We start from the raw sequence: 24,272 nt of genomic DNA on the forward strand, positions 1-24,272 counted from the left end.
CATCGGTCGCACCGCTACTCGGCGCTGCTCAGTCGGTCGGCGGGTCACAAGCGCGGCTAACGTCGGTACGGACCGTGACAGCGGCGTATGCAGGTATTGGGGGTTGGATGTGTTGGCTAACGCCGACGAGAGCAGGAACGCCTGCCACGCGCTCGGCCGTCGGCTCGCCCAGTTAAGGAAGGCTGCCGGTCACACTCAGCATGAGCTGGCTCGGCTCGTACAGTACGGGCGCAGTTCGGTGGCGAACACCGAGACCGGCCACCAGCACCCGGACCGCGCCTTCTGGGCGCGCTGTGACAGCGTGCTGCAGGCCGGCGGCGTCCTCGTCAATGAGTACGACCGGATCACGGAGCTGAACCGACGCCGACGCCGCTCATCGGCGCTCCAGGAGCTCAAGACCGCGCCGGGGCCCGCGGCGCCGATGGACGCTGGGCACTCCTTACCTGGAGTGGATAGCGGTGCTGTGCTGTGGGAAGGTGCGGGCAGCATCGATGCCCGTCGGCTGGCGCTGAGGTCTTCCATTGATGACAACGTCCGCCTGACGTATTTGGAGAACGAGCTTCGGGAGGCGATCGCTGACAACGAGCGCCTCACCCCTGGGATTCTCGTAGGGCGTCTGCGACCGCTGCGCGCCTATGTCGACCAGCTCATGGCTGGCCGGCAGCACCCGCCACAACGGGCCCGTCTCTACGCCGTCGCCGCTCACCTGTCTGGGCTTCTTGGCGCGCTCGCCCTTGACCTCGGCGCGTTCGGTGTGGCGCACGCCTACGCCGCCGAAGCGTTCGACTTGGCCGAAGCTGCCGAGCAGCCCGACGTTCAAGCCTGGGCGCGTGCCACGCAGAGCCTGGTTGCCTTCTACGCCGGTAATTACCATGACGCGCTGGCTTACGCCCAGGATGGCCTGCGTCGTGGCAGCGCCAGCGGGCACCGTATCCGCCTCACGATCAACGGTCTGGCGCGAGCCCTCGCTCATCTCGGCGACCGGTACGGGGTAGACCGTGCTGTCGACGATGCCTTCACCATGCTGTCCAACTACCCGGCCGACTCGCCGGTCAGCGCGAGCCTCACCCTCGGCCCGTACTGTCCGGCAAGAACTGCGGCCAACGCGGCGACTGCTTACCTGGCGCTCGGCCGTACCGCAGGCGTCACCGACCATCTGACCGTCGCTATCACCGCGTTCGACGCCGCAGGCATGGCCGGTCCGCAGGCACTGAGTCGCCTCGATCTGGCCACCGCTCACCTGCACGCCGGCCGTCCCGACCCTGACCAGGCCGCCACGCTGGCGGTGGAAGCGCTGACCCTTACCTCGGAGCAGCGTTTCGAATCGGTCCATCAACGCGCCCGGCAGTTCCTCGTCGCCGCTCGTCCCTTCGCTCGCCATCCGCGGCTAAGGCAGGTCGCCGACCTGCTGGCCGACCGCCCACGGGCCGGTGTCATCCGAGCCGCCTTACCATCGCTGTCATGAGCAGCCGGGAACTGGCCAACCTGCAACAGCGCTGGACCGCCTACCAGGATCTACCCGAACTCACCGTTCACTGGTACTGGCGCCCAGGCTGGCGAGCCGACCGCCAGTTCTACACCTGGCACCTCACCTTCGAGCACCAACCTGAGCTTCATCGTCTCGTCACCGGCCTGCAACGCCAACTCACTCTGCCCGGGCTGGACTTGGTGCCGCTCGATGGGCTCCACCTGACCATGCAAGGTCTCGGCTTCACCGACGAGGTCACCACTAACGACATCGAGGCGATCGTCGCGGAGACCCAGCAACGCTGCGCCGGCCTGCAGCCGCTGGAGCTGTCACTTGGCCCTGTCGACCCCGATGCCGAAGGGATTGGCTTGCTCGTCCGCCCCTGGGACCGCGTCGAACACCTGCGCGCCACCATTCGTGATGCCATCAGCGCGGTATGGCCGGCAGTTCCGGAGGCTGCAGAAGGCTTTCGGCCCCACGTAACTGTCGCTTACAGCGGTTCGCAAGCGCCGACCGGACCAATCTGCGCCCGCCTCGCCGAACTACGTGACCAGCCACCCGCCCGGGTGACTATTCGACAGGCAACGCTGATCGCGCTGCGACGAGAAGACCAGACCTACAACTGGACAACTGTGGCCGTGGCACCCCTCGGCGGATGATGATCATGCTGGGTCTGCGGGGCGTGAGCGCCGAACGGATCGAGCGGGGCGCACGCCCAACCGCTCGACCCGTTGCCTATTAGCCAGCACTGGTGAGGTGACTGCCGGCGGCGGCAGGCGGTGCTGCCCCGAGCAGTTGCGCGGCTGCGTGGAGTTGGCGGTGTATGACCTGGGCGTGGTGGCTGTCGGTATGAGGTTGGTGGTGGCCTGCGGCGGCCGTGGTCAGGAACCACCAGGCTGCCCAGAGGCGGTGCCACCCCAGGGCCCACTGTGCGGCCGGTAGGCCGCCGCGGTCCGAGTAGGCGTCGGGACTGCCGCCGGTCGCGACGTAGACGCGGATTAGGTGATTGAGCTGGGCCGGGTCTGGGTTGGTGCGGGTGCCGAACCAGGTGGCGAGGTCGAGCAGTCCGGGCCCGGTGAACGCTTTCGCCCAGTCGACTAGGTGGCAGCCGTTGCGGCTGACGTGCAGCGAGGTGGGGTGGAACTCGCCGTGGCACAGCCCGAAGGGCTCTTGTTCGGCGCCGTCGGCGCGCCTGCCCGCCACGGCGGCCAGCCGCCGCAGCAGGTCCTCGATCGTGCCCGTGTTGAGGAAGCGGCCCTGGCGGTGTAGCGCGTCGAGTGCAGCGAGCGCCTGCTCAGGAAGGCGCGCCAGGGTTTGCTGGCCGAACGCGGGCAGCGTGGGCATCGGGGCGATGGCGTGGACCGCGCGGGCGGCGGCTGATGCCTCGGCCGTGGTGGGTGGGCGGATGGGGTCGCCGAGGTCGTCCATCAGCATGCCCAGCGCCTGCGGCCGTAGCGTGTAGCCGTGCAGGTGAGGCACGGCGGCACCGTGCTCGTTGAGGGCTCGCAGCACGGCGGCTTCGCCGGTGAACGGTGATGTGGCGATCTTGCAGATCATGCTGCTGCCGTCGCTCAGGTACAGCCGGTGCACCGTCGACAGCTCCCACTCCTGGATGACCTGCGCGCCGACCTTTTCTCGGCCGGCGGCGGTGAGCAGGTCACGGTGAAGCTGGTCGGCCAACGCGGCACCTATAGCGAGCATGGTCTGCTCCCCGTCTGGACGCCGGTGGCGGCTCGCTCGAGCAGCGTCAGGGCGGTGTCGAGGCGGGCCGACATCCGGAGCGGCACTCGATGGTGGGCTGCCTGCTGAAAGGCCCGGAAGTGCGGCAGTAGCGCGAGCAGCGCCGGGCGCGTGCGGAGGAAGCGGGTGACATCACCACTGGCGTGTGCCCGTCGTAGCAGCGACGTCAGCGCGACTATCTTGTCGGCGGTCGAGGCGAGCAGCACCGGTAGGTCGTCCACGCGGATGGGCGGTTCCGGCATGTCGAGATCCTGGTGCTCGGCCTGCAGAGCGGCGATGATCCGCGGTACCTGCGGGCCGTAGGCGGTGGCGAGGATCTGGTAGATGTCCGGCGTACGGGGCGCGAAGTCGGGGATGTCGTGCAGCAGCGCTGCGGCTATCAGATCAGGGTCCGGGTTTGGTACATGCTCGCCGATGGTTACCGCGACCCGGACGGCGTGGGTCAGTGCGGGGCGGTCGTCGATGGTGTGTCCGGCGCACCATCGTTGGGCGTCGCGTAGGGCGCGGTCGATGGTGGCGGCCCGGGGAGGGGATAAGACGGTCATGGCCTGATACCTCCTGGTTGCCGTAGCATCGGCGTCATGTCGGGGCCGCTACAGCAGTGGTGTGAGCAGACGTGCGTGGTGTGTCCCGCTCAACAGCTCGGGCCGGGCCAGTTCGACGTGGTCGGCCGGCCCGGACCCGAGTTTGCCTACGACGCGGACATTGGATGGCGAGTCACCGTCGAGGGTGTCGCGGTGTGTGTACACCCGTATCGGGTCGGGCTTCCGCCGGGCCGCTACGCCTCGCGCGGGGAGCCTGTCCCCGTCCGGGCGTCACGACCGGCGCCGACGCCTGCTTCCCTGGTACTGCCTGCCGACCTGGTGGATCTGGAAGGCTGGCTCGTCGCCGTCCTGCGGGACGCTCCGTCGGAGCAGATCTTCGGTGCCGTCGCCCGCGCCGAGCGCCTCGCCGGCGAGAGGTTCGACCCGAAGCAGGTGGTGGCAGCCATGCGGCGAGTGCTGTCGGTGGAGCTGGCTAACCGGTGACCCCGACGGGCGCGGTCGCGGGGCCGGGCTTCTCGAAGTCGAAGTCGTGGCTGCGTCCGTCGCGTCCCAGGCCTGCGGCCTGGTAGTGAGCGTTGAGTTGGTCCAGCCGGCGGGTTACCTCGGCGGAGTCCAGCCAGTACCGCAGTGGCTGCGGCCCCCAGCCTGCGGCGGCGTAGTACGCGTCGGTCAGGCAGCCGCGGACGTAGGTGAACTCTTCCAACTCCGTGGCGTGCGGGAACGTGACCCCGAGGTCGCGCTGCATCCGGGACATGAGGGTGAACTGGGCCAGCACGGCGTGGATCATCTCGTCGACCGGCGCCGGCACCAGCAGCTCAGCGACTTCCTCGTCGCCGCCGGAGAGCTCGAACACTGCGGCCTTGAGCGCCAAGACCCGCATCGCCTCGGTCAGCAGCGGGCCCGCGTCACGGTCCAGGGACCACTGGCTGATCGCCGGGTACCCGGTGAATGTCGCCCAGCAGCTGGAGTACTTCATCGACGAGCTGCGTAGCCGCTCGGACGACGGGTGCTGCGTGATCAGGTCGAGGATCTCGGCGGCTCGGCGACCGACCTCAGCGGGTTCGGGCATGGATTGTGGGGTCATGGCACGTCCTTCCTTGGAGAGCCTTGGGCATAGGCAGGCGTAACCAGCGACGCCGGGACGCCTGTCACCGCTGTCCTCGCGCCAATGGCGCTCACGGTGATGCCTCCATTAATGCAGCGTGCGTGGATGTCGATAACCCACTGCGTCGACCTCTGACAAAGATTCGACAATGCCCGGCCTAGACCACTGTGCGGACGGATGCGGCTTTACGACGCGTCTTCGAGAGGCGCCGGTCGGCGCTGCTCGCTGTTGTAGTCGGTATTCGAATAGGCGCTTGTCGGTGGGTTGTCAGACGTGGATGAGGAGGCTTACCGACATTGAGCTCCTTCGCCTTTAGTCACTCTCGTCGCCGGGAACCTCAGCCGTGTCCCGGCCAGGATGCGTCGCGGTCGAGCCGTGACGGCGGGCGCTTTCGTCGGGCGCCGAGGACGGTTCGTCGAGCAGTTTCAGGGAGGAATGCTGGATGTTCGATCAGGGAGAGCTGGGGCGTTACGGCTATCGGCAAGAGTTGAGCCGCCACCTGCGGTTCCGGGATCTCGTGGCCTACGGTTTGGTGTACATGGTGCCGATCGCGCCGATGGCGATATTCGGCAGCGTGTACGCCGGATCCGGCGGAATGGTGGCCCTGGCCTACGCGGTCGGTGTGGTGGCGTTGGTGTTCACGGCGTTTTCATATGCTCAGATGGTGAAGGCGTTCCCGATGTCGGGCAGCGTCTACAACTACGCCGGCCGGGGCATCAGCGCACCGGTCGGTTTCCTGGCCGGTTGGGTGATCCTGCTCGACTACGTACTGGTGCCGGGCCTGCTGTATCTGGTGGCGTCGGTGGCGATGCATGCCACCGTGCCGGCGGTGCCGGTGTGGTTGTGGCTGCTGGGGTTCGTCGCGGTCAACACGGTCGTCAACTCGGTCGGCATCCGCATGACCGCGATGGTGACCCGGGTGATGCTCGTCGGCGAGTTGATCGTCCTGGCGGTCTTTCTGGCCGTCGCCGGGTGGGCTCTCGCCTCGGGGAGGGGCCGGTTCAGCTGGGACGCGTTCTACAACGCCGACACGTTCACCTGGTCGGTGGTGGCGGGGGCGGTGTCGATCGCCGTGCTCAGCTTTCTGGGTTTCGACGGCATCAGCATGCTGGCCGAGGAGACCCGGGGCGGTTCCCGGCAGATCGGTCGAGCGATGGCCGCCGTCCTGATCCTGGCCGGGGTGTTGTTCATCGCCCAGACGTGGCTGGCCGCGATGCTCGTCCCCGACCCCGGCGTACTCCTGGCGCAGGGTGATCCGAACGGCACCGCCTTCTACGACGCCGCCACGGTGGCCGGCGGCGGCTGGCTGGCGACGCTGTGCGCGGTGGCGACGGCCATCGCGTGGGGGTTGCCGAACTCCATGGTCGCGCAGGTCGCCACGTCCCGGCTGTTGTACGCGATGGCCCGCGACCGGCAGCTCCCGGCCTTTCTGGCAAGGGTGTCGGTACGGCGCAACGTGCCGATCAACGCGACCCTGCTCACCGGCGCCGTGTCCCTCGCCCTGGGCCTGTACATGGCCACCCGCGCCGACGGGATCACCCTGCTGTCATCGCTGATCAACTTCGGGGCGATGGTCGCGTTCCTGGTCCTGCACGTCTCCGTCGTCGTGCACCACCTCATCCGGCGGCGCAGCGGCAACTGGTGGGCGCACCTGGTCATGCCCGGTATCGGGTTCGCGATCCTGGCCTACGTGGTAGTGAACGCGAACATCGCCGCGCAGCGCCTCGGCCTGGCCTGGCTCGCCCTCGGCGTCGTCATCTTGGCTGGCCTCTACGCCACCGGCCGCCGCCCGTCGCTGTCCGGCCTGGCGCCAGTGCAGCGGTCCGCTCGTGACCTGGAGCGGGTGTGACCACGATGTCTTCCGGAAGTCACTTCACGTATCGGCCGGCGCGGGACGAGTTGGCCTACACCTTCGGCGGGCGGATCCCGGTAGCGCATGTGCGCTCCGGTGACGTGTTCACCGTGCACACCGAGGACTGCTTCGGCGGCCGGGTACGCGGTCCGGCGGACCTGCCGTCGCAGGTGTGCGCGATGCCGTATCTGAATCCGGTGTCGGGGCCGCTCTTCGTCGAGGACGCCGAACCCGGCGACACCCTCGCCGTCCACATCGCCTCGATCGTCCCGGCCCGGGACTGGGGCGTGTCCGCGACGTTCCCGTACTTCGGGGCGCTGACCTCCACCCCGCACACCGCCACCCTCCAACCACCCCTCGACGAGCGCGTCTGGGTCTACCACATCGACCCCACCGCCGGAACCGTGCGGTACTGCGCCACCACCAGCGACCACAGCGTTGAGCTGCCGCTGGATCCGATGATCGGCACGATCGGCGTCGCCCCCGCCGCGATGGAAACCCGCGCCACGATCGTCCCGGACTACTACGGCGGGAACCTCGACACCCCGCAACTGCGCGCCGGCACCACCCTCTACCTCGGCGTCAACGTCCACGGCGCGCTCCTCGCCCTCGGTGACGGACACGCCCGCCAAGGCGAAGGTGAAGCGTGCGGGGTCGCGGTGGAGATCGCCACCGTCACCACCCTCGCCGTCGAGGTCATCAAGGGCGGCCTTCCCACCGCATGGCCGCGGCTGGAAACCGACACCGCGATCATGTCCGTCGGCTGCGCCCGACCACTCGAGGACGCCTACCGCATCGCCCACCACGACCTCACCACCTGGACCGCCGACCTCTGCCGTCTGGACACCCTCGACACCTACCAGCTCATCTCCCAAGCCGGCCGGGCACCGATCGGCAACGTCTGCGACCCCAACTACACAATCCTCGCCGCCATCGACAAAGCCCACCTCCCCCAGCCGCAGCCCGCCTACGCAGACGCCCACGCCCGGCTCCGCAGCCTCACTCAGGGGCAGCCATGACCGCGCCGGTGCCCGGGCTGCCGCTACGCGACGAGCTGTACCTGCTCGCCCACAACGACGACACCGGCCAACCCCACATCCACCGCCAAGCCCTGGCCCTCGGTCTCGCCGGCGCCGTCCTCATCGACCTCGTCCTCACCGGCCGCACCACCCTCGACGGCCACGGCCAGGTTGGGGAGCAGCGGGTTCGGCTGCACATCGACCGGCCCGTCGGCGACCTCATCACCGATGCCGCCCTCACCAGCCTGCGCCACACCCGGCCCGCCCCACCACTGCGCCACTGGCTGCGCGGATTCGCCGACGACCTCTACGAACGCACCCGCGCCGGCCTGCACGCCGCAGGGATCCTCCGCCACACCAGCCACCGCCGACTCGGCGGACTGATCCGCGCCGACACCTACCTACCCACCCACCAGCGGTGGCCCGTCATCGCGCGCGCTCGCCTGCGCTACCTCGCCGACGGCCGCGAACAACCCGACAACCACACCGCCGCCCTCGCCGGGCTCGTCGTCGCCCTCAACCTCACCGGCCACCTCTACCTCCACGACGACACCACCACCGTCGCCAACCAGCTGCGCGCCATCGCCGACCAACACCACCGGCCCGTCCGCGACATCACTACCGCCGTCGACGCCGCAGTCGGCGACCTCGCCACCGCCACCTACCGCTAAACACGAGGAAGGAACCCCGACACCGTGATGCTCCGCTCGACGGTCCCCATCGGCTTGGCGGTGAACCTGGTCGGTAGCGTCCTGCTCGCCGACTGCTTCGCCAGCACCCGCGGCCATCCGAGGCCCGCGTCGACCGCGCCTACGGTCGCCGGCAGTCGATCCGCCACCACGCACCCCAGCGCCACCGGGCCAGGATTGACCCCGGGGCAGCGGCTCACCGTCCTCGCCGACCCCATCTACATCACACTCGGCGAGGCGCCGGGGGAAAACGAACGAGCACCTGCCCGGCGGCCTGCACCCATACCTGCTCGACGCATTCCTGAAGGACGCGGACGTGCTGGCCGGCGCGGTAGCGCCCCGAGAACTGGCCACCGACCTCGCCTATCCCCGGCTGCTGATCAGCGGCGTCGTCGCGCTCGTGAGCAGCCGATACCTCAACCAGGCCCAGCGGGCGACGAGCCTGCGCGTCCTCGCCGACATCCCCGTCATCACCTACCGCGGCCAGAGCACCGGCCTGACGTTCGCCGTCACCGCCGACGGATCCACCTCGCAGCTCCTGGTCGACCCGCAAAGCGGCGAGATCCTCGCCGCGCACGAACGGCTGACCGGCCGCCGGCGGGCCTGTTCTCGTACGTCCTCATCCTCGAACGCGGCCACACCACCTACGCCGGCGCCCCGTCGGACCCTGACCGGCCAGCCACCGACCTCCACCGTCGCAGGCGCGATCAGCAGCAGGGGTTACCCGAGCTGCGACGCGTAGCCACTGCAGCACCAGGCCACCGCATCATCGCCACCGCCTACCGACAGCGGCGAAGGAAAGAGGTACTTCCCCATGGATCTACGAACGTGGGCCGGCTCTGGCCGTCGAACGGGCCCGAGCGAGCAACCCCGCCAGGAGTGGAAGGTGCGAGCAGCCAGGAGCCGTAGGTGATGTCGTCGCAGCTGCAGACGCCGGACGCCGGCCCCACGCCAGATCGGCCGCGCTACAGAACCGAAACGACGCCTCCGCATACCCCGCTGCGGCCGACGTTGGCATGCCGGGCATGCGGTCAGCCGTGGCCGTGCCCGCAGGCCCGGCTGCTGTTGAAAGTGGAGTACGAATCGGCGCTCCCCGCGCTCTCGATCTACCTCAGCGGGCTGATGTTCGAGGCGATGCGCGACCTGTTCCACCTCAACCCACACGACGGACCGAGCCCGCAGGAGATGTTCGACCGCTTCGTGGCCTGGGGCCCCTTCCGCAGATCGATCCTGGAGCAGCGGTGAGCAAGCACCGCAGCCTGCCGCTGGTGAGGGGACCTCCGCGACGGCCTGGCCCCACTTCCCCTCTACATCACCGCACGACAAACGCTCGCATCACCGCCCCGAAGGCGACGCGATACGCGCTCATCCCCGTTCGCGATCAAGGAGGAATCTTGAGCATCACCGCAGACAGACCCGTCACGACCGTCGCACAGGACCCGCGCACGCTCGTGTCGACCGAGGTATTCGACAAGCTGACCCGCTACTTCGCCGCCCGGCAGGAGGTGAGCCACCTCTACGCCGAGCGTGCGGTCGGGCAATTCCTGGTCTTCCTGAAGGCCCACGCCGACCAGGCCGGCAAGCCCGACTTCGGGATGCTCCTGCCGACCGGCGAGTCCTACCGGGTCGTGCCCACCCGACCGGTCGACGCCGTCTGGCACGCCCTCCTGCAGATCAGCGAGCCCTACACCGCCGCCTGCCACCAGATCGCCGGCCACTACGTGCACCACCGGCCGATCCTGACCGAAGCCATGCGAGACGGCACCGCGATCACCTACACCCTCGCGGCGTTGCACGACACCGGCTACCAGATCGACATGGAATTCTGGGACGGTGAGGCCGAGTCCTGCTGTCCGCCGAACCCGCCACAGCCCGGCCGGTAACAGGAGAACCTGATGCGCAGCGACTGGACGACCCTACCCCGCAGCGTGATCACCAAAATCACCGAACAGGTCGGTGGAGCGTTCGAGGCAACCCCGGCACCCGACGGCAACCACGCACAGATCGCCTCGACCGTCACCGGCCCATCCGGACCGGTCTTCGTCAAAGCGGCCTGCGACGAATGGGCCGTCCAGTCGCTGCGCTACGAGCTGGCCGTCACCCAAGCCGTCGACCGGTACCCGCCAGCGCTGCGGTGGCACTTCGAGGCCGATGGCTGGCTGGTGGTGGGGACCGAGCATCTCGCCGGCCCCCACCCCGACCTATCCCCCGACAGCCCCGATCTCGACCTGCTCACCGCCGCCCTGAAAGACCTCCAGCAGACGCCGGCGCCGGGCGATCGGTGGTTCACCCCAGCCGACCGGCTCGGGCTCACGCACCCGGCGATGGACGGCGGGACACTCGTTCACTCCGACCTCAACCCGACCAACCTGATCATCACACCGCACGGCCTACGCATCGTCGACTGGGCCTGGGCCACCAAGGCAGCGGCATGGGTCGAACTCGCACTACTCGTCCAATGGCTGATCGGCAGCGGCCACACCGCCGACCAAGCCGAAGACTGGCTCGGGCAATTCCCCGCCTGGACCGCCACAAGCGCTGACGTGCTCAACCATTTCGCCTCGGCCAACGCCGCGAAGTGGGCGACCAAGGCGCGACACAACACCGAGCGCTGGGTACAGGATCTCGCCCGATGGACCGGCGAGTGGGCGATCCACCGCGCCCACGGGGGCGTAGCGCAAGGCCGTGAGCCGCAGCCGAGGGCCCGGCAGGCTTGACAACCGGCAGGCTGTACAAGGTCACCCCACGCCACAGGATCTCGGCCCGACCAAGTCAGGGATGAACTCGCGCGCTGAGCGCCCGAACCGCAGGGAGCCAATGATGGCCGATCCGCTCGACACTGAGCTCACGGAGGCGGCTCGCGCTCGACTGGTCGACACGTTGCTCGCCGACGGTGCGATCACCTCACCGGCCGTGGAAGCGGCCTTCAGACGGGTCCCCCGCCACCTTTTCACGCCCTCGGGGGCCAGTGTCGAGGCCGCGTACGCAGACGACGTGGTGGTCACCCGCCGCGGCCCGGACGGCAAGGCGACCAGTTCGATCTCCGCGCCGTGGCTTCAAGCCGCCATGTTGCACGCCGCCCACCTTCAGCCCGGCGCACGGGTGCTGGAGGTCGGATCCGGCGGCTACAACGCCGCGCTCATCGCGGAGGTCGTCGGCCCGCACGGCACGGTCACCAGCATCGACATCGACCCCGCCGTCATCGCCCACGCCCGCACCGCCCTCGACACCGCCGGCTATCCGCACGTTCACACGGTGCACGCCGACGCGGACGAAGGGTGGGCGGCGGCCGCCCCGTACGACGCCATCATCGTCACCGTCGAGACCAGCGACATCCCACCCGCCTGGACCGACCAGCTCGCCCCCGACGGCGTCCTCGTCGCCCCGCTGCGGATGCGAGGCCACACCCGCTGCCTCACCCTCGTCCGCGACGGCGTACACCTCGTCGCCACCGATGCCCTCGTCTGCGGCTTCGTCCCGATGCAAGGCGCCGGCGCCAACCCCGTCACACCACACCGCCTACGCGGCGACGACGTCACCATATTCGTCGACGACCCTGTCACCGAGGCCCTGGATCTCCGCGCGCTGCCCGCCGCCCTCGACGGACCGCGGCACGACGCCTGGTCACCGGTCACCACCCCACCGGCGACCCCGTTCGACACCCTGCAACTGTGGCTGGCCAGCCAACCCCACCCTCACGGTCTGCTCGCCGTCGACCGGCAGCGCGCAGCCGACCTGGCACCGCAGAACTGGGTGGCCTGCCCAGCCCTGCTCACCGCCGACAGCATCGCCTACCTCGCCACCCGCCAACTCGACCACACCACCTGGCAGTTCGGCACCCACGGCTACGGACCCCACGCCACCACACTCACCGGCCACATGCTCGACCTCATCACCGCCTGGGACCGCCACCACCGACACCAACCCGGCCCGCACATCGCCGTCTACCCCACCGGCACCGCACCCCGCCCCACCAACCACCTGCGGCTACTGATCCCCCGCCCGCACACCACCATCGCGATCACCTGGACCAGCAACGGCCAGCCCGCATAACCAGCAACGGCCCTCCACATCTGCGTGAAACACCTCCGCAAACAAAGACGGCAGGCCAGCCAGTGACGGCGTCCTCGCCCAAGTTATATCCCCGTCTCACGCCGCAGCCCACCCTTGTGTAATCGGTCAAAGGGATCTGCGGACCGCGGCGACTCCGCAGGCCAGCACGAACGCGAGCGCGATCATCGCGATCCGCAGCCAGGGCACATCCCCGTGCCGGCCGGACACCGATCGATGCCGCCAGTCCTCACTGAGCCAGCAACAGCACACAGACGACGACGCTCAGCGCCCGATACGTGTCCCCGAACTCGAACCAGAAACCCAGGTTCCGGCGATGGCGGGGACGACCATCAGCAGGCTCAGACCGATCAGCGTGACGGCCAGCCTCCACCGCATACGAGCATCCACCGCCGCTACCTCCGTCTACCGCCGTCGCCGCCGGCACACACATTGCCGCCCTGCGGTCAGCAGGAGCTCCACGCGCGGCGGATCCTCGGCCTCCGCGGCAGACCGCCGCAGGAAGCCGAGCACCCTCCCCCATGGGCTCTCGCGTTTCCCGTACGGTGTCCCTGCGCCGTAACGAGCAAATCACTGTATGCGTTGGCATCTCGCGGGGGCTGGGACTGATGTTCGGAGACAGAGCCAACCTTCGGCTGTCCATGGCAAACCTCGACTTCCTCGGCGACGACGACACGCTGCGCACGAACGCCGCACACGCTGTCGACGAGTGCGCTTCCCGGTCCGCGCCGAGGCTTCACTCCGGCCAGGACCGCACCGCGTCCGTCAGCCTGCTCCTCACCAGAGCCGGACAAGTGGACGACGTGACGATCAGCCGCGACTGGCGACGCCAGGCCGGCGTGACCCGTATCGGGGATGCCGTCTACGAGGCGTACACCCGCGCGCTGGGAAGCCTCCTCGAAACCACCGCACTCGAGGAGTTGCAGCGAGACCAGCCTCCAGCACAACCAGCGCAGCCGCCGGCCACCAGCACGGAGCCCGAACTCGACCAAGCCCTCTGGCTGCAGCGCACATGGGGCGCCCTGCACCACATCGACGCCGAACTCGCCCGGCTGACCCACGCACCGGAGCAGCCCGAGCAACGGACGATCTCCAGTCCACACGGATGCCTGACGCTTCACCTGCGCGGCACGGGCATCACGGCGATCACCGCGGACGCCGCGCGAGTCGCCCGCATGGACACCGAACAACTCCGGCTCGAGACCCGATCACTCTTCCGGACCTACGAGCTCGCCCGCCCCGGCGAGACCAAGGCGCGATCATGAAAGACCTGGAAGTCATCACCGACGCGCTGCGCGACGAGGGCAAGAAGTGGCTGGCGATGTCCGACAGCATCGCGGAGGTCAAGACAGCCGCCGAACAGCTGCATCTTGAGCCGTCCGCGTTCTTCATCGGCGACGCGAGCGTGGTCCTGCACGCCGGCTCCTACCGGGACTTCCACACGTTCATGGTGCGGATCCTGAGCGGCGCCGTCACGGAGTTCGATCAGATCGGCGCGGCGCTGCGGCGCATCGCTGACGAGTACGACCGGGCCGACGAGGTCGTCTCCCTGGACCTCGACAAGATCTACCGCGCATGATTATGGAAGGCAGTGCAGGTGCAGCCCGCAAGCAGCGACCTTGAGTACGGTGAGCCGTTCAACAAGGCGTTCGACCAGATCCGCTCCGGCATCGACCGAGCCGTCGACTCCTTCAACGACATCGTGGAACGAGTCAACGAGCACAGCTGGCTTCTCGGACCCGCAGGGCTGTGGTGGATCAAGCAGAACCTCGACGCCACCCGCCGGGCCATGACCACGGTGCTCGACCAGGTCGACCACGCGCTGGAACGCCAGGTTCCGGTGCTGTCGCTGATCAACGTCAGCTTCCGGTGGGTCAACGACGTCAAGACTCCCGTCTCCGAGTTGTCGTTCACCGCCACCGAGCCGCGCAGCGACAACATCGCCAAGTGGAGCGGTGACGCGGCGATCGCCTACAACGCCAAGGCCACCAAGCAGAAAGCCGCGATCGACGAGTCGGTGCTGAAGGCCGAGTTCATCAGCCAATGGCTGTTCAAGATCGCCCGCTCGAACGTCGACTACGCCGTCGAGCTGGCCAAGATCGTCACCGGACTCGCCGGCAAGTTGGCGCAGGCCGCCACCGAGGCCAGCACCGTCATCGACATCCCCTGGGCCATCTCCACCCTCGCCAAGTCGGTCGGTGACCTCGTCACCGCCGGCCTCAACACCCTGCTCACCGTCGGGCAGCGCTTCATGGACGCCCTAGGCAACATCCGGGACATCGCCACCCAGGTCGGTGACTACTCGAAGCTACCCGGAAGCCAGTGGCCGCAAGCCGTACGGGACTGACCCAGCACAAGGCGCCCCTCTCCGGAGGCCACAGCGTGCGCTACCCGGCAGGTGTGGGCATTCACGCCAATCGCAGAGGCAGTGGTCCAGGGCGACGGGTCAGGGCCTGTCACGCCGTCGGCACCGCCGCTTGCGTGGCCCGCAGAATCGTCAACGACTTCTCCGCCAACACCGAGTTCGCAACGTAAGACTCGCCGCCGACGGCGAGCCACACCTTCACCACCAGGTTGCCGGTACGCGCGTGCACCATGTACTCGGCGTACTTGAACCCCGGGGTCGACCGCTTGGTGAAAGCCTCCGCCTCCTCCCCCACGCCCGGCACCGCTCCGGCGGGCGTCATCCCCGTAGCCCGCCGCGTCCCGCGATACAACTGCCGCGCCTCGTCGGCCGTCGCGAGCGTCGACGCCTCGACCCGAAGATTCGCCTGGTAGCCAGCCTTAGTCTGCATCTCGAACAGGCAGGCGGCACCGGGTCGAGCCAGCGGCGGCCGCGGATCTTCGCGCGTCACCTCGGACGCCAGGTCCGCCACGACCTTCACATCCGTCCTCGCGCACAGGTCCAGCCCGTCCGCGGTGTACGCCGGCTCTGCAGGTGCTGTCGGGCTGGCCGTGACGCCAGAAGCCGAGACAGATGGCGGGGTAGGCGCCGCGATTGGACCATCATCGGCGTTGTCGCAGCCAGCCACCGCCGCGGCGAGCAGGACGGCGGCGGCGACGGCCGGGAGACGGACCGAGGTAGGCACGACCCGAACATACCCGCTGTCACCGAACGCGACTGTCCGTGCAAGCGACGACTAGGGTTCACGTATGGCCGCCCGTGAGACACCGGAGCAGATAGCCCGCACGAGAACGGTCACCACCGAAGCGGTCCTCGGCGGCAGTGTCGACCTGCGCGTCTACCCGTACCGGCTTCTCACCGTCCTGTCGCACCGCGGCGTGGGCGGTGACCAAGTCACGCAAGCCGTCGCCGCCGCGGAGGTGCTGGAACGATTCGGCTGGGAACTGATCACAATCTCCGAGTTCGCGAGCAGCAGGATGGTCTACGCAATCATGCGCCGACGGTGACGCCAGACCCTCCATGACTACCGCGAGAGCGACTCCTGGGCGATGGCCCACAGAATGACAACTATTGGTACACCGCCAGTCTGGCTGGAGCGCCTACCACCGGTGTGCTGGCCCAACGGCCGATCGGCTCGTCCCGGTCCCGTGCGGCGCATACCGTGAAACGGCCAAGGGCTTTGACCTGGCCAACGACGCTGGCTACAGATACAGCGCCTCACACTCGGGCTGCTTCTGGGGCACGCCCTCTACCTGCTCCCGAGCGAGGGCATCTCCATCGTGCGGTGCCTGGCCCATTCGAAACCTCACGAACGCAAGGTCATGGCCAGCGTGATCGACGCCGATCACCAACTGATCACCACTGGACAGGTCATCACGGCCGACCCAGGCTTGGCTAGCGCCGAGTTCGAACGCTTCTGCCACGAGATCGGCGGGCACATGCTCTGCCCGAAACGCGCCAACGCCAAGTCCGACCCACCACGCACGGCGATCGATCGAGCACTGCTGCAAGGGCGGCAATGCATGAAGCTGAACATCCAGACCTCACGGGAAGCTTTCGCTGAAGCCACGGCCCGCCGCCCGCCGGCCTGTTCGGCCGCGTCAGTCAACGTCTCGTCGCTCTGGCAGCCGCGACCTGGCACAACACCCCGCGGTGCGCCTCGAACCATGCTGTGGAAAGATAGGTCGGTGGCTTTTTCGTTGGCTCGAGCGGTCGGTCAAGCTGGCGAGTATGCCTCCGTGTTTACCAGCTCCGACCTGGAGTTGCGCTTCATACGTTGTGGGCTGCAGAGCTTTCAGCCGCCACCGCGGTCCGGCTCGCAGCGCTACGCCAAGACCGAGCTCATCGCCAGCACGCTGGGTGGCGCGGTGAGGGCCGCTGGCAAGGACGCGGATGTCGCCAAGGGCCTGATGGAGTTCATTAGCCTAGTCGCGGAACGGTGCGACGAGGACCAGCTCATCCGGCTACGTGAGGCGACGCGTTCGGCGGGTTTCGACCTTCGCCTGATCGGCGGCGAAGCCCGGCTGCTCCCACTCGATGGGCCTCACGCCCCACTGGGAGAGCTGGTATCCGCGCTCGAATCAGATTTCCAGCGGCTCGGGATGACGGTCGCACGCAATCACTATCGACAAGCCGTTGATTGCCTGACGGACGGACGGCACGAGGCGGCCAACGCCCAGCTGCGGGCCATGTTCGAGGAAGTTCTCGCTCATCTGGCCGTCCAGCAAGGATTCTCCCGAACCAGTCAGGGTGCGGGTGGCAGGGCGATCAGGTTCCTGATCGATCAGGGCCACCTTCCGGCCGACGACGGTGGCAACTACATCCACGGGCTTTGGAAGATCGTGCAGACCAACGGCTCTCATCCAGGAACATCGCCCGCTGGCGAGGCGCACTTTCGGACACATGCGCTGACCACTGCCGCCCGCTACCTCATCGACCGCTTCGTACCGCTCACTTGACGTGAACCCACGCGCCCTCCGTGGACCTGCGACGTGCAGGGTTGCTGCGCAACGAAGCAACGCGACTGGCCTACCCGACGAGTCAGTTCTCGCTCTCAGAAGTTAATGCATCGGGAGCGGCCAGGTGGTTTACAAACTTCTCCCCGTATTCCGGTGTTACCAACCGCAGCCGAACTTAGCTTGTCATTGCTTGCCGCTGATGGGCGCTGGGCGGCACAGACATAGCCAGGCGCTCGCCGCTGCTTGTCGCTTTTCGTCAACCCTCGGCCGGGGGTTTTCGGGGGTAAACGCGGCCCCCGCACGAAACGCCGCCAGGTCTCCCCGCCGCCCACTTCCCCCGGCCACCGGAACCTAAGTGGGGCAACAGCCATTTTCTTCTCTGCCGTGACGTGGTCCTTCCCGGGCAAGTTCCATGTCCTGTCAAAACGACCACACCCAGGTCAAACACAGGATCTACGCAGTCCCGTCAGGGGTTCAGCCAGGCGCTCAGCGCGGCGAAGACGGTATTGCTCTCCAGCTCGTGACCCCGGTCCAGGCTCTTCAGCAGGGCCGTTTGGCCCTTGATCCGGTCGGGGTAGTAGAGTTCCGGTGCGAGGCAGGACGGGCAGTCCGCGAGCACGCAGAACGGTTCCAGCAGGAACCACTCGCGGTTGCGGTCCACTAGGTGGAGACGGTCGTCCTCCAAGGGCCGTCCTGCGTCGAACCCGATCGGCTCGAAGTCGGGGTGGTCGCCCATGACGGCGAGTCCGGAGACGTGGAAGCCACCGGTCTGCGGTGTCCAGCGGAGCTTGAGCGGGTAGACCCAGTCTGACCGGGACAGAAACGAGCTGCCAGTCAGGCCCCGGGAGACCAGCGGTTGGATGGTCTGCAGACTCCGTTCCACCTCGGCGGGAGTGCGCGGTCCCCCGCCGTGCCGGATCTTGTTCCGGAGCGACACCAGCTCGTTGAGGTCGGAGATCAGGCCCTTGTCGCCCTTGCGGGTCGCGGTGGCGTCTGCCAGACCGGCCACCTCGTCGCGGCTGTTCCTGGCCATGACGCCGACGCCCCGGATGACTCCCAGCCAGTGGCCGAACGAAACGCCGCCCCGCTGCACCGCTTCCGACCAGGCGGCCACCTCGTCCAGTTCTCGCCAGCCCCGGTCAGCGGCGGCCGCGAGGGACACGATGCCCAGCGACAGGATCAGGGCCTCCGCGCACTGCAGGGCCGCCTCATGCTTTTCCCGCACCGAGGCGCTGTGCCGCATGCGGCGTACAGCACGTGCGATGCCATATGGATACGACTGCTGGAAGACCCGGTAGGGCTCCTGTTGCTTCCGGAGGTTCTGAGCAGTCAGCAGGCTAAGCTCGGCTGCTTCCATCAGGCGTGTCCGGCGTTGCGTGCTGGTTCCGTTCTCAAAAATTTTGCCGCGTGACTCGTCGAGCATGGCTTGGATGCGGCTCACCTCGGCAGCGCCCTCGCGGACCCGTAGGACGGCCGACGTGATCTCACGATTGCCGCCGTCGCAGGAGGGCACCAGGACGTCCGCCAGTGCCGCCGGCGTCAGTCGGGGGATCACCGCGCCTTGGTTGGCGAACTGGCGCTCCGCCTGCGGGGAGGCCAGGTACTCGGCCACGTATTCGGCCGGGTAGCTGTCATCGCCCAGACGGAGAACCAGCAGACCCCGCCCCGCCTGGGCACCGGTATAGGGTTCGGGCAGCACGGTCCAGTTCCGGAGGCTGGCCAGGTCGCGCCCGACGATGTCGCCCGCCATCAGGAAGCGCTTGGATACCTTGCCCTCGAGCCGGACTGGCAGCTCCTCGACTCGCGGCAGATCATTGCCCAGCAGGGACGGATGCAGCACTCGGAGCTCCACCCCGGCGTCCGGGACGTCGGCCGCAGTGCCGAGTTCGCCGGCCTCGACCCAGCCTGGGAAGACCTCGGCGACGTCCCCGAGCCGTCGCGCCTTCTCCCGCATGAGCCGGGCCTTCTCGTGCAGCCTGCGATACCGCTGCGGGCTGAGGTCGTAGCCGTGCTCCGCGATCTCCCGCCGCGGCACCAGAAAGCTGCGTTCCGTCCGCTCGCCCCCCGCTCGACGCTCCCACAGCTTCAACACGTCTGCCACGTGATCGTCGGAGAGCGGGTCCCTCCGACCATCGCCGGCGGCGTCGTAGAACCAGACGTCCCCCGTGCGCGAATCCGCTTTGGTGAAGAGCAGCAGGGCCGCGGACAGTCCGGCGTACGGCAGGAACGTCCCCGGCGGGAGAATCACTACGGCGTCGAGTCGGTGCTCCTCGACGAGCAGCCGCCGCACCTCGATGTGTGCAGAGCTCGATCCAAACAGGACACTCTGTGGCACGATCACGGCCGCCTTGCCCCCGGCGTCGAGCAGACGGGACGCCGCCACCAAGAGCAGAAGTTCGGTCTTCGTTGTCCGCACCAGGCCCGCAAGGCCGGCAGGGACCGACTCTATGTCACGGCGGCCGCCAAACGGCGGATTGGTCATGACGACGGAAAATCTGCCGGGCGCTTCCAACGGGTCGCGTTGCGTCAGTTCCGCCTCACCCACGCCGTGCAGTAGCAGGTTCATACCAGCCAGGCGCATTAGGGCCTGGTTTCTCTCGGCACCGTAGAACTTCTGCCGCGGGTTTTCCCCGGCGGTACGGCGTACGTAGTCGCTCGCTGCGGCTAGCAGGCCCCCCGGACCGCACCATGGATCAGCGACAGAGTCTTCTGGACTGGGCGCGAGCATCTCCACCATCAACGTCACGACCGGGCGGGGCGTGCCGAAATGTTGCTTGCCGTACCGCGGGGCCTGGTCCAGCAGGTGATCGAAGAGCTCGCGCTCCCCGTCCCGGTCCCCCTCTGGAATGTGGTCGAGCAATGCGATGACTCGAGCCAGGGCCGGTCCAGGAACTGCGAACTCAGCGTCGCGCAGCAGGGCCACCCGACAGCCGGGTTCGTCCTCGACGTGGCTCAGCAGCCGGGGGAACAGCCGCTCGGTGACGATCTCAACGAGTTGATCCGGCCCGGCTCCCCGCAGCTCGGCCCAGCCAGGGGCGTCCAGCCGCCTGATGAGCAGAAGATAGGTGATCTGTTCGATCACCGTCACAGGGCTCGTCACGCCTCCGGACCAAAAAGCGTCCCAGGCCCGTTTGATGCCGGCCTTAACGTCCTCGGTAAGCACGGCTCAGGTTAGCGCCCGCACCCCCTCGATCGCTGGTGCCGGATCATGGCCGACCCCGGCTCGCCCGGCAGAGCTCGCCCTCCCGGCCGCCCCGGGGAAGAACTCTTCCTGGGGCGGATCTTGCCGTTCAGCACCGATGGCTCGGCCGCTCGGATCCGGGCCAGCGCCCGAGGGTTCGCCGCCCCATTCGAGCCAAAGCGCCGGACTCGGTTTCGATCATGTACATCGAGTACGACTCCGGCCCGGTGTCGACTAAATATCCATGATCGCCGTTAGGAAAGAACTGCGGCTGGCACGCCGATAGAGTCGCGGGCCGTCCCGCTGCTGGCGCGAGCCTGACAGGGCTCGCGCGCAGCAGCAGTGCAAATGGCTGTCGGCCACCACGATCGAGCCATCTGTTTCGCCACTCTTTCGTGCGCCAACTAGGACGATGTCTCAGCTCGGGGCAGGCGCGGCGGGTCCAAGGATCGATGAGGACAAGGCTCCGGGTAAGACAGCAGTCGACAAGAGCTGTGGGGCGTCCTCATGGGATACCGAGAGAGCGCTCGAGCCGCTACGATGGGTGACGCGCGTCAAGATCCAGTCTTCCGCGATCGAGACGCGTCACGCTGCATGGATCAGCCGAGCCCGGCTGGCCAGCCCTGCGCCGGTCCCGGAGCGTTCGGACCGTCCGACGCGACGTGTGGCGATGACGGGTGAAGATCGACAGTTAGGTAGTCGAGTGAGCGAAAAGCCTGTTGCGTCCGGTCCGCCGCCCTACGAGGCGCCCCCAGAAACGCAGGTCCGACAGGTGCGGGATGCGTTGCTGCGAGAATTTGGCGAACTGATAGACGCATCGGATCTCGCCAACAAACCACCCCACGAGCGTGAACAGTCACTCTTGTCACGCGCCCTGGCCGCCCTGGCGGTGCGCGACCTGACCGGCTGCGAATCGGCAGCTGCCGCCGAGGCGGTCATCGACGGCCGGGACGACATCGGCATCGACGCGGTGGCCACCGACGAGAGCGCGTCCCATCTCTGGCTGGTCCAATCGAAGTGGAGCGACAGGGGCAAGGCACGGTTCGAGCTTGCCGATGCGCTCAAGTTCATTGAGGGCCTCCGGCATATCGACGCGCGCAAGTTCAACCGCTTCAACATCCGCTTCCAGAACCTCGCGGACCAGGTCGCCGCCGTTCTTAGCAACCCGGGATCGAAGATTACCCTGGTGACCGCCGTCATGCGGAGCGAGCCGCTCGCACGCGACGTCGTGCAACGGCTCTCAGATGCTCAGGACGAGTTCAACCAACTCGGCAACATTCTCGACCAACGCAGCTATCTGGCCCGCGACATCTGGGAGGTGGTGCGCAACGACTTCGCGGAACCTCCCATTGCGCTGACGGTCAGGATGCAGGACTACGTCAAGATCACCGAACCGTACGAGGCGTTCCAGGGTCTTGTTTCGGTGGCTGACATCGCGGCCTGGTACGACGACCACGAGGACCGCCTGTTCGACCGCAACATCCGCAAGCCGCTCGGCATCACGCAGGTCAACCAGGGCCTGATCGAGACGCTGACCGACGAACCGCACAACTTCTGGTTCTTCAACAACGGGATCACCCTGCTCTGCGACAGTCTCGCCCCCGACTACTTCAGTCGGGCGACGCGTTCACCGGTCGCGCTCAAGCTGGACGGAGCCAGCGTGGTAAACGGTGCGCAGACGGTCCACGCGATACACCGGGCTTCCCGAAAGGACGCTGCGGCAATCGGCGACGGATACGTGACCGTCCGGGTCATCTCTCTCACGAACTGCCCGGCGGGCTTCGCGGACGCGGTAACCACGGCCACGAACACCCAGAACCGGGTCGAACGGCGGGACTTCGTCGCTCTCGATCCCGTGCAGAGAGCCATCAGAGAGGACTTTCTCCTCTCTCTCCAAAAGACGTACGCGGTCAAGCGCGGAGAACCAGAGCCGTCACCGGAGAGCGGCTGCTCGGTGGAGGCCGCAGCCACCGCCCTGGCCTGCGCGCACCGGAACTCCGATCTCGCCGTCCGGTCCAAGCGCGGCGTAGACCTGCTCTGGGAGCAGGGCACGCAGGGCGCCTACCAGCTGTTGTTCAACGCGCAGGACCGGCCCTCTGCCCACCAGGTCTGGCGCAGCGTCCTCGTGCTGCGGGAGATCGATGCCACGCTCCACCGCACTGCGAAGAGCCGTCAGGCGCGAGCCGAGGCGATCGTGGAGCGAGGAGACAGGCTCATTGCGCACATCGTCTTTCAAGCTCTGGACCTCGACGGTATCGACGAACCGGACACCGACTGGGATAGGGTCCTCGCCCAGGTGCCGAACGCTGTCGAACGTGCCACCGCCTGGCTCGTCCACCACGTTGATGCCGAGTTCGGCCAGAGTTCGATCGTGTCCAGCACGCTCGCCGACCCCGACCGCTGTCGTACCCTCGCGGGTCTGGTCCTATCGGACCTGAAGCGCGGGGCCCCGGTTCCCGACCTGCCGCTGGAATACCGGATCGTGAAGATCCCGAAGCAACAGCGCCGTCCCAATGCCGTGCCCACCCTGATCGATGCCAGAGCACTGGCCGACGGCACGCCGCTGACCTACCGGGCAGCCGGCCGGCCCGAGCGGGAAGCGATGGCCGCATGGCTCGCGGAAGACCCGAGCCGGGGCAGCGCGACGTGGGTCAACCAACGGGTACGCCCGATCTTGTGGGCGGTCGACGGAAAGCGCTACTCCCCTTCCGGCCTGGTGCAGGAGATGTGGCGGTTGGCAGGGTGGAACAAGGCGCCCGTCGCCGCCCAAGGTCCGTCCCGGTGGTACGTCTCCGGAGGAAAGTCGCTGTGGGCGCTGGCGCGGGAGACCCTGGCCTCCCTCAGCGACGACCCTGACGAGGACGCATGAAACCATGCACCACGAGTGCTGTACGGTGCCAAAATCTGTCGCACATGCTGTGAACTTGGAGTTTTCTCGACCGGGCTGGCCACCGTCGGTATGGTTGTGCGATTGCTGTACTTGGCGATGATCCGCCTGCTCAGCGGTTTAGGGCTGCTGATCTGCGGTAACAGGGCACTGCTGGTCGAGGTCCTCGCGTTGCGGCACGAGGTAGCGGTGCTACGCCGGCAGGTACGGGGCCGGCTTCGGCTCCCCTGGCCGGACCGGGCGATCCTGTCCGCCCTGGCCCTGCCTCTGCCGAGACCTCATCCGATCAGATGGGACCAACTACATGCGGATCATGACAGCGGGCGCAGGAATCGTTTCCTCTCCCGACTGTGTCTCCCGCCCGCGGCATGATGATCGGCTGTGCTGCTTCGACTGGCCTATCTCGGCGTGACGAAGGCGTTCGCGTTACTGCGGCTGCTTCCGCCGAGCGACCTCGAAAAAGCCCAGTTTCCCGCCCCCGATCCGGGCGCTGCCGGGGGCTAGCGTATGTGCGGCACTGTTCTGGGCGAGAAATCGCCCGTCGACGCGCTTGTCGTTGACCCGCGGCGCGACCACCTCGACCGCGCCGGCGTTGGTAAGCACCTGCGGCAGGCGGGCATGGCCGTTGCGCACCACCAGCCTGCGGCCCCGCTCATCCAACTCGGCGAGGTGCGCAGCCAGATACGCGGCAACCTCGGCCTCCACGCCGCCACCAGCATCCGTCGCGCGCCATCACGCACAATCTCATCGATCAATGACCCCCCGTGGACAGCCAGTCCGTCCCTTGTCCGCCAGATCCCGGCCCCGACGTAGCCAGACGGTGCCATCGTGGGTCGAATCTGCACCGTATCG

General features: G+C 67.7%; 22 protein-coding genes and 1 pseudogene. 17 read left to right on the forward strand and 6 right to left on the reverse strand.

Annotated features, from left to right (window positions below):
* The first annotated feature begins 109 nt into the window (after positions 1 to 109).
* The gene (locus ML5_RS29675; protein WP_236619464.1) at positions 110 to 1,465 is read left to right on the forward strand and encodes a helix-turn-helix transcriptional regulator; all 1,356 of its coding nucleotides are present in this window, start codon (positions 110 to 112) and stop codon (positions 1,463 to 1,465) included.
* The gene (locus ML5_RS29680; RefSeq protein WP_013477343.1) at positions 1,462 to 2,127 is read left to right on the forward strand and encodes a 2'-5' RNA ligase family protein; all 666 of its coding nucleotides are present in this window, start codon (positions 1,462 to 1,464) and stop codon (positions 2,125 to 2,127) included. Before ML5_RS29675 ends, ML5_RS29680 begins: the two co-directional genes overlap by 4 nt.
* A gap of 79 nt (positions 2,128 to 2,206) precedes the next feature.
* On the opposite strand, the gene ML5_RS29685 is transcribed toward ML5_RS29680, so the two are convergent.
* Positions 2,207 to 3,148 (reverse strand): phosphotransferase, encoded by a 942-nt coding sequence (locus tag ML5_RS29685; protein ID WP_236619324.1) that lies wholly within the window; start codon positions 3,146 to 3,148, stop codon positions 2,207 to 2,209.
* 8 nt (positions 3,149 to 3,156) lie between these two features.
* A complete protein-coding gene (locus ML5_RS29690) occupies positions 3,157 to 3,753 on the reverse strand; it encodes an HD domain-containing protein (protein ID WP_013477345.1) in 597 nt (198 codons plus the stop codon).
* Positions 3,754 to 3,789: 36 nt separating this feature from the next.
* Between ML5_RS29690 and ML5_RS29695 the strand changes: the two genes are divergently transcribed.
* Positions 3,790 to 4,236 (forward strand): hypothetical protein, encoded by a 447-nt coding sequence (locus tag ML5_RS29695; RefSeq protein WP_013477346.1) that lies wholly within the window; start codon positions 3,790 to 3,792, stop codon positions 4,234 to 4,236.
* Here ML5_RS29695 and ML5_RS29700 read toward each other — a convergent pair.
* On the reverse strand, positions 4,226 to 4,837 hold the full coding sequence (locus ML5_RS29700) for a hypothetical protein (RefSeq protein ID WP_013477347.1): 612 nt from the start codon (positions 4,835 to 4,837) through the stop codon (positions 4,226 to 4,228). The genes ML5_RS29695 and ML5_RS29700 overlap by 11 nt on opposite strands.
* Positions 4,838 to 5,300: 463 nt before the next feature.
* Between ML5_RS29700 and ML5_RS29705 the strand changes: the two genes are divergently transcribed.
* The 11 genes from ML5_RS29705 to ML5_RS29760 all read left to right on the forward strand — a co-directional run bounded on the left by ML5_RS29705 (position 5,301) and on the right by ML5_RS29760 (position 14,836).
* Complete coding sequence (locus ML5_RS29705) at positions 5,301 to 6,707, forward strand: APC family permease (RefSeq protein ID WP_013477348.1); 1,407 nt, start codon at positions 5,301 to 5,303, stop codon at positions 6,705 to 6,707.
* Positions 6,708 to 6,712: 5 nt separating this feature from the next.
* Complete coding sequence (locus ML5_RS29710) at positions 6,713 to 7,729, forward strand: acetamidase/formamidase family protein (protein ID WP_041784667.1); 1,017 nt, start codon at positions 6,713 to 6,715, stop codon at positions 7,727 to 7,729.
* Positions 7,726 to 8,400, forward strand: coding sequence for a GPP34 family phosphoprotein (locus tag ML5_RS29715; RefSeq protein WP_013477350.1), 675 nt, complete (start codon positions 7,726 to 7,728; stop codon positions 8,398 to 8,400). Before ML5_RS29710 ends, ML5_RS29715 begins: the two co-directional genes overlap by 4 nt.
* A gap of 334 nt (positions 8,401 to 8,734) precedes the next feature.
* Positions 8,735 to 9,160: a hypothetical protein gene (locus ML5_RS29725; RefSeq protein ID WP_013477351.1), complete on the forward strand. Its 426-nt coding sequence runs from the start codon at positions 8,735 to 8,737 to the stop codon at positions 9,158 to 9,160.
* A gap of 170 nt (positions 9,161 to 9,330) precedes the next feature.
* Positions 9,331 to 9,663, forward strand: a complete 333-nt coding sequence (locus ML5_RS29730; RefSeq protein WP_013477352.1) for a hypothetical protein — start codon at positions 9,331 to 9,333, stop codon at positions 9,661 to 9,663.
* 149 nt (positions 9,664 to 9,812) lie between these two features.
* Positions 9,813 to 10,301 (forward strand): hypothetical protein, encoded by a 489-nt coding sequence (locus tag ML5_RS29735; RefSeq protein WP_013477353.1) that lies wholly within the window; start codon positions 9,813 to 9,815, stop codon positions 10,299 to 10,301.
* Positions 10,302 to 10,313: 12 nt separating this feature from the next.
* Positions 10,314 to 11,135, forward strand: a complete 822-nt coding sequence (locus ML5_RS29740; protein WP_013477354.1) for an aminoglycoside phosphotransferase — start codon at positions 10,314 to 10,316, stop codon at positions 11,133 to 11,135.
* Positions 11,136 to 11,238: 103 nt separating this feature from the next.
* The gene (fxlM, locus tag ML5_RS29745; protein ID WP_013477355.1) at positions 11,239 to 12,471 is read left to right on the forward strand and encodes a methyltransferase, FxLD system; all 1,233 of its coding nucleotides are present in this window, start codon (positions 11,239 to 11,241) and stop codon (positions 12,469 to 12,471) included.
* Positions 12,472 to 13,130: 659 nt separating this feature from the next.
* Complete coding sequence (locus tag ML5_RS29750) at positions 13,131 to 13,754, forward strand: hypothetical protein (protein WP_236619325.1); 624 nt, start codon at positions 13,131 to 13,133, stop codon at positions 13,752 to 13,754.
* The gene (locus ML5_RS29755) at positions 13,751 to 14,068 is read left to right on the forward strand and encodes a hypothetical protein (RefSeq protein ID WP_013477357.1); all 318 of its coding nucleotides are present in this window, start codon (positions 13,751 to 13,753) and stop codon (positions 14,066 to 14,068) included. Before ML5_RS29750 ends, ML5_RS29755 begins: the two co-directional genes overlap by 4 nt.
* Positions 14,069 to 14,086: 18 nt before the next feature.
* Positions 14,087 to 14,836, forward strand: coding sequence for a hypothetical protein (locus tag ML5_RS29760; protein WP_236619326.1), 750 nt, complete (start codon positions 14,087 to 14,089; stop codon positions 14,834 to 14,836).
* A 109-nt stretch (positions 14,837 to 14,945) separates the two neighbouring features.
* Here ML5_RS29760 and ML5_RS29765 read toward each other — a convergent pair whose 3' ends face one another.
* Positions 14,946 to 15,578: a hypothetical protein gene (locus tag ML5_RS29765; protein WP_236619327.1), complete on the reverse strand. Its 633-nt coding sequence runs from the start codon at positions 15,576 to 15,578 to the stop codon at positions 14,946 to 14,948.
* Positions 15,579 to 15,642: 64 nt separating this feature from the next.
* On the opposite strand from ML5_RS29765, the gene ML5_RS29770 reads away from it, so the two are divergent.
* Together ML5_RS29770 and ML5_RS32215 are read left to right on the forward strand one after the other, a co-directional pair.
* Entirely contained in the window at positions 15,643 to 15,900 is a 258-nt protein-coding gene (locus tag ML5_RS29770) for a hypothetical protein (protein WP_013477360.1), read from the forward strand.
* Between the two features lie 315 nt (positions 15,901 to 16,215).
* Positions 16,216 to 17,352 carry a hypothetical protein gene (locus ML5_RS32215; protein ID WP_143766971.1) on the forward strand — a complete coding sequence of 379 codons (1,137 nt, stop codon included), beginning with the start codon at positions 16,216 to 16,218 and terminating at the stop codon, positions 17,350 to 17,352.
* 466 nt (positions 17,353 to 17,818) lie between these two features.
* Here ML5_RS32215 and ML5_RS31310 read toward each other — a convergent pair whose 3' ends face one another.
* Positions 17,819 to 20,515: an N-6 DNA methylase gene (locus ML5_RS31310; RefSeq protein ID WP_013477362.1), complete on the reverse strand. Its 2,697-nt coding sequence runs from the start codon at positions 20,513 to 20,515 to the stop codon at positions 17,819 to 17,821.
* Between the two features lie 721 nt (positions 20,516 to 21,236).
* Between ML5_RS31310 and ML5_RS29790 the strand changes: the two genes are divergently transcribed.
* Entirely contained in the window at positions 21,237 to 23,402 is a 2,166-nt protein-coding gene (locus tag ML5_RS29790; RefSeq protein WP_201766717.1) for an AIPR family protein, read from the forward strand.
* Between the two features lie 558 nt (positions 23,403 to 23,960).
* On the opposite strand, the pseudogene ML5_RS31760 reads toward ML5_RS29790, so the two are convergent.
* Positions 23,961 to 24,247, reverse strand: a pseudogene (locus ML5_RS31760) (hypothetical protein); the annotation flags it as partial.
* Positions 24,248 to 24,272 lie beyond the last annotated feature (25 nt).

The sequence above is a fragment of the Micromonospora sp. L5 genome (assembly GCF_000177655.2).
GTDB lineage: Bacteria > Actinomycetota > Actinomycetes > Mycobacteriales > Micromonosporaceae > Micromonospora > Micromonospora aurantiaca.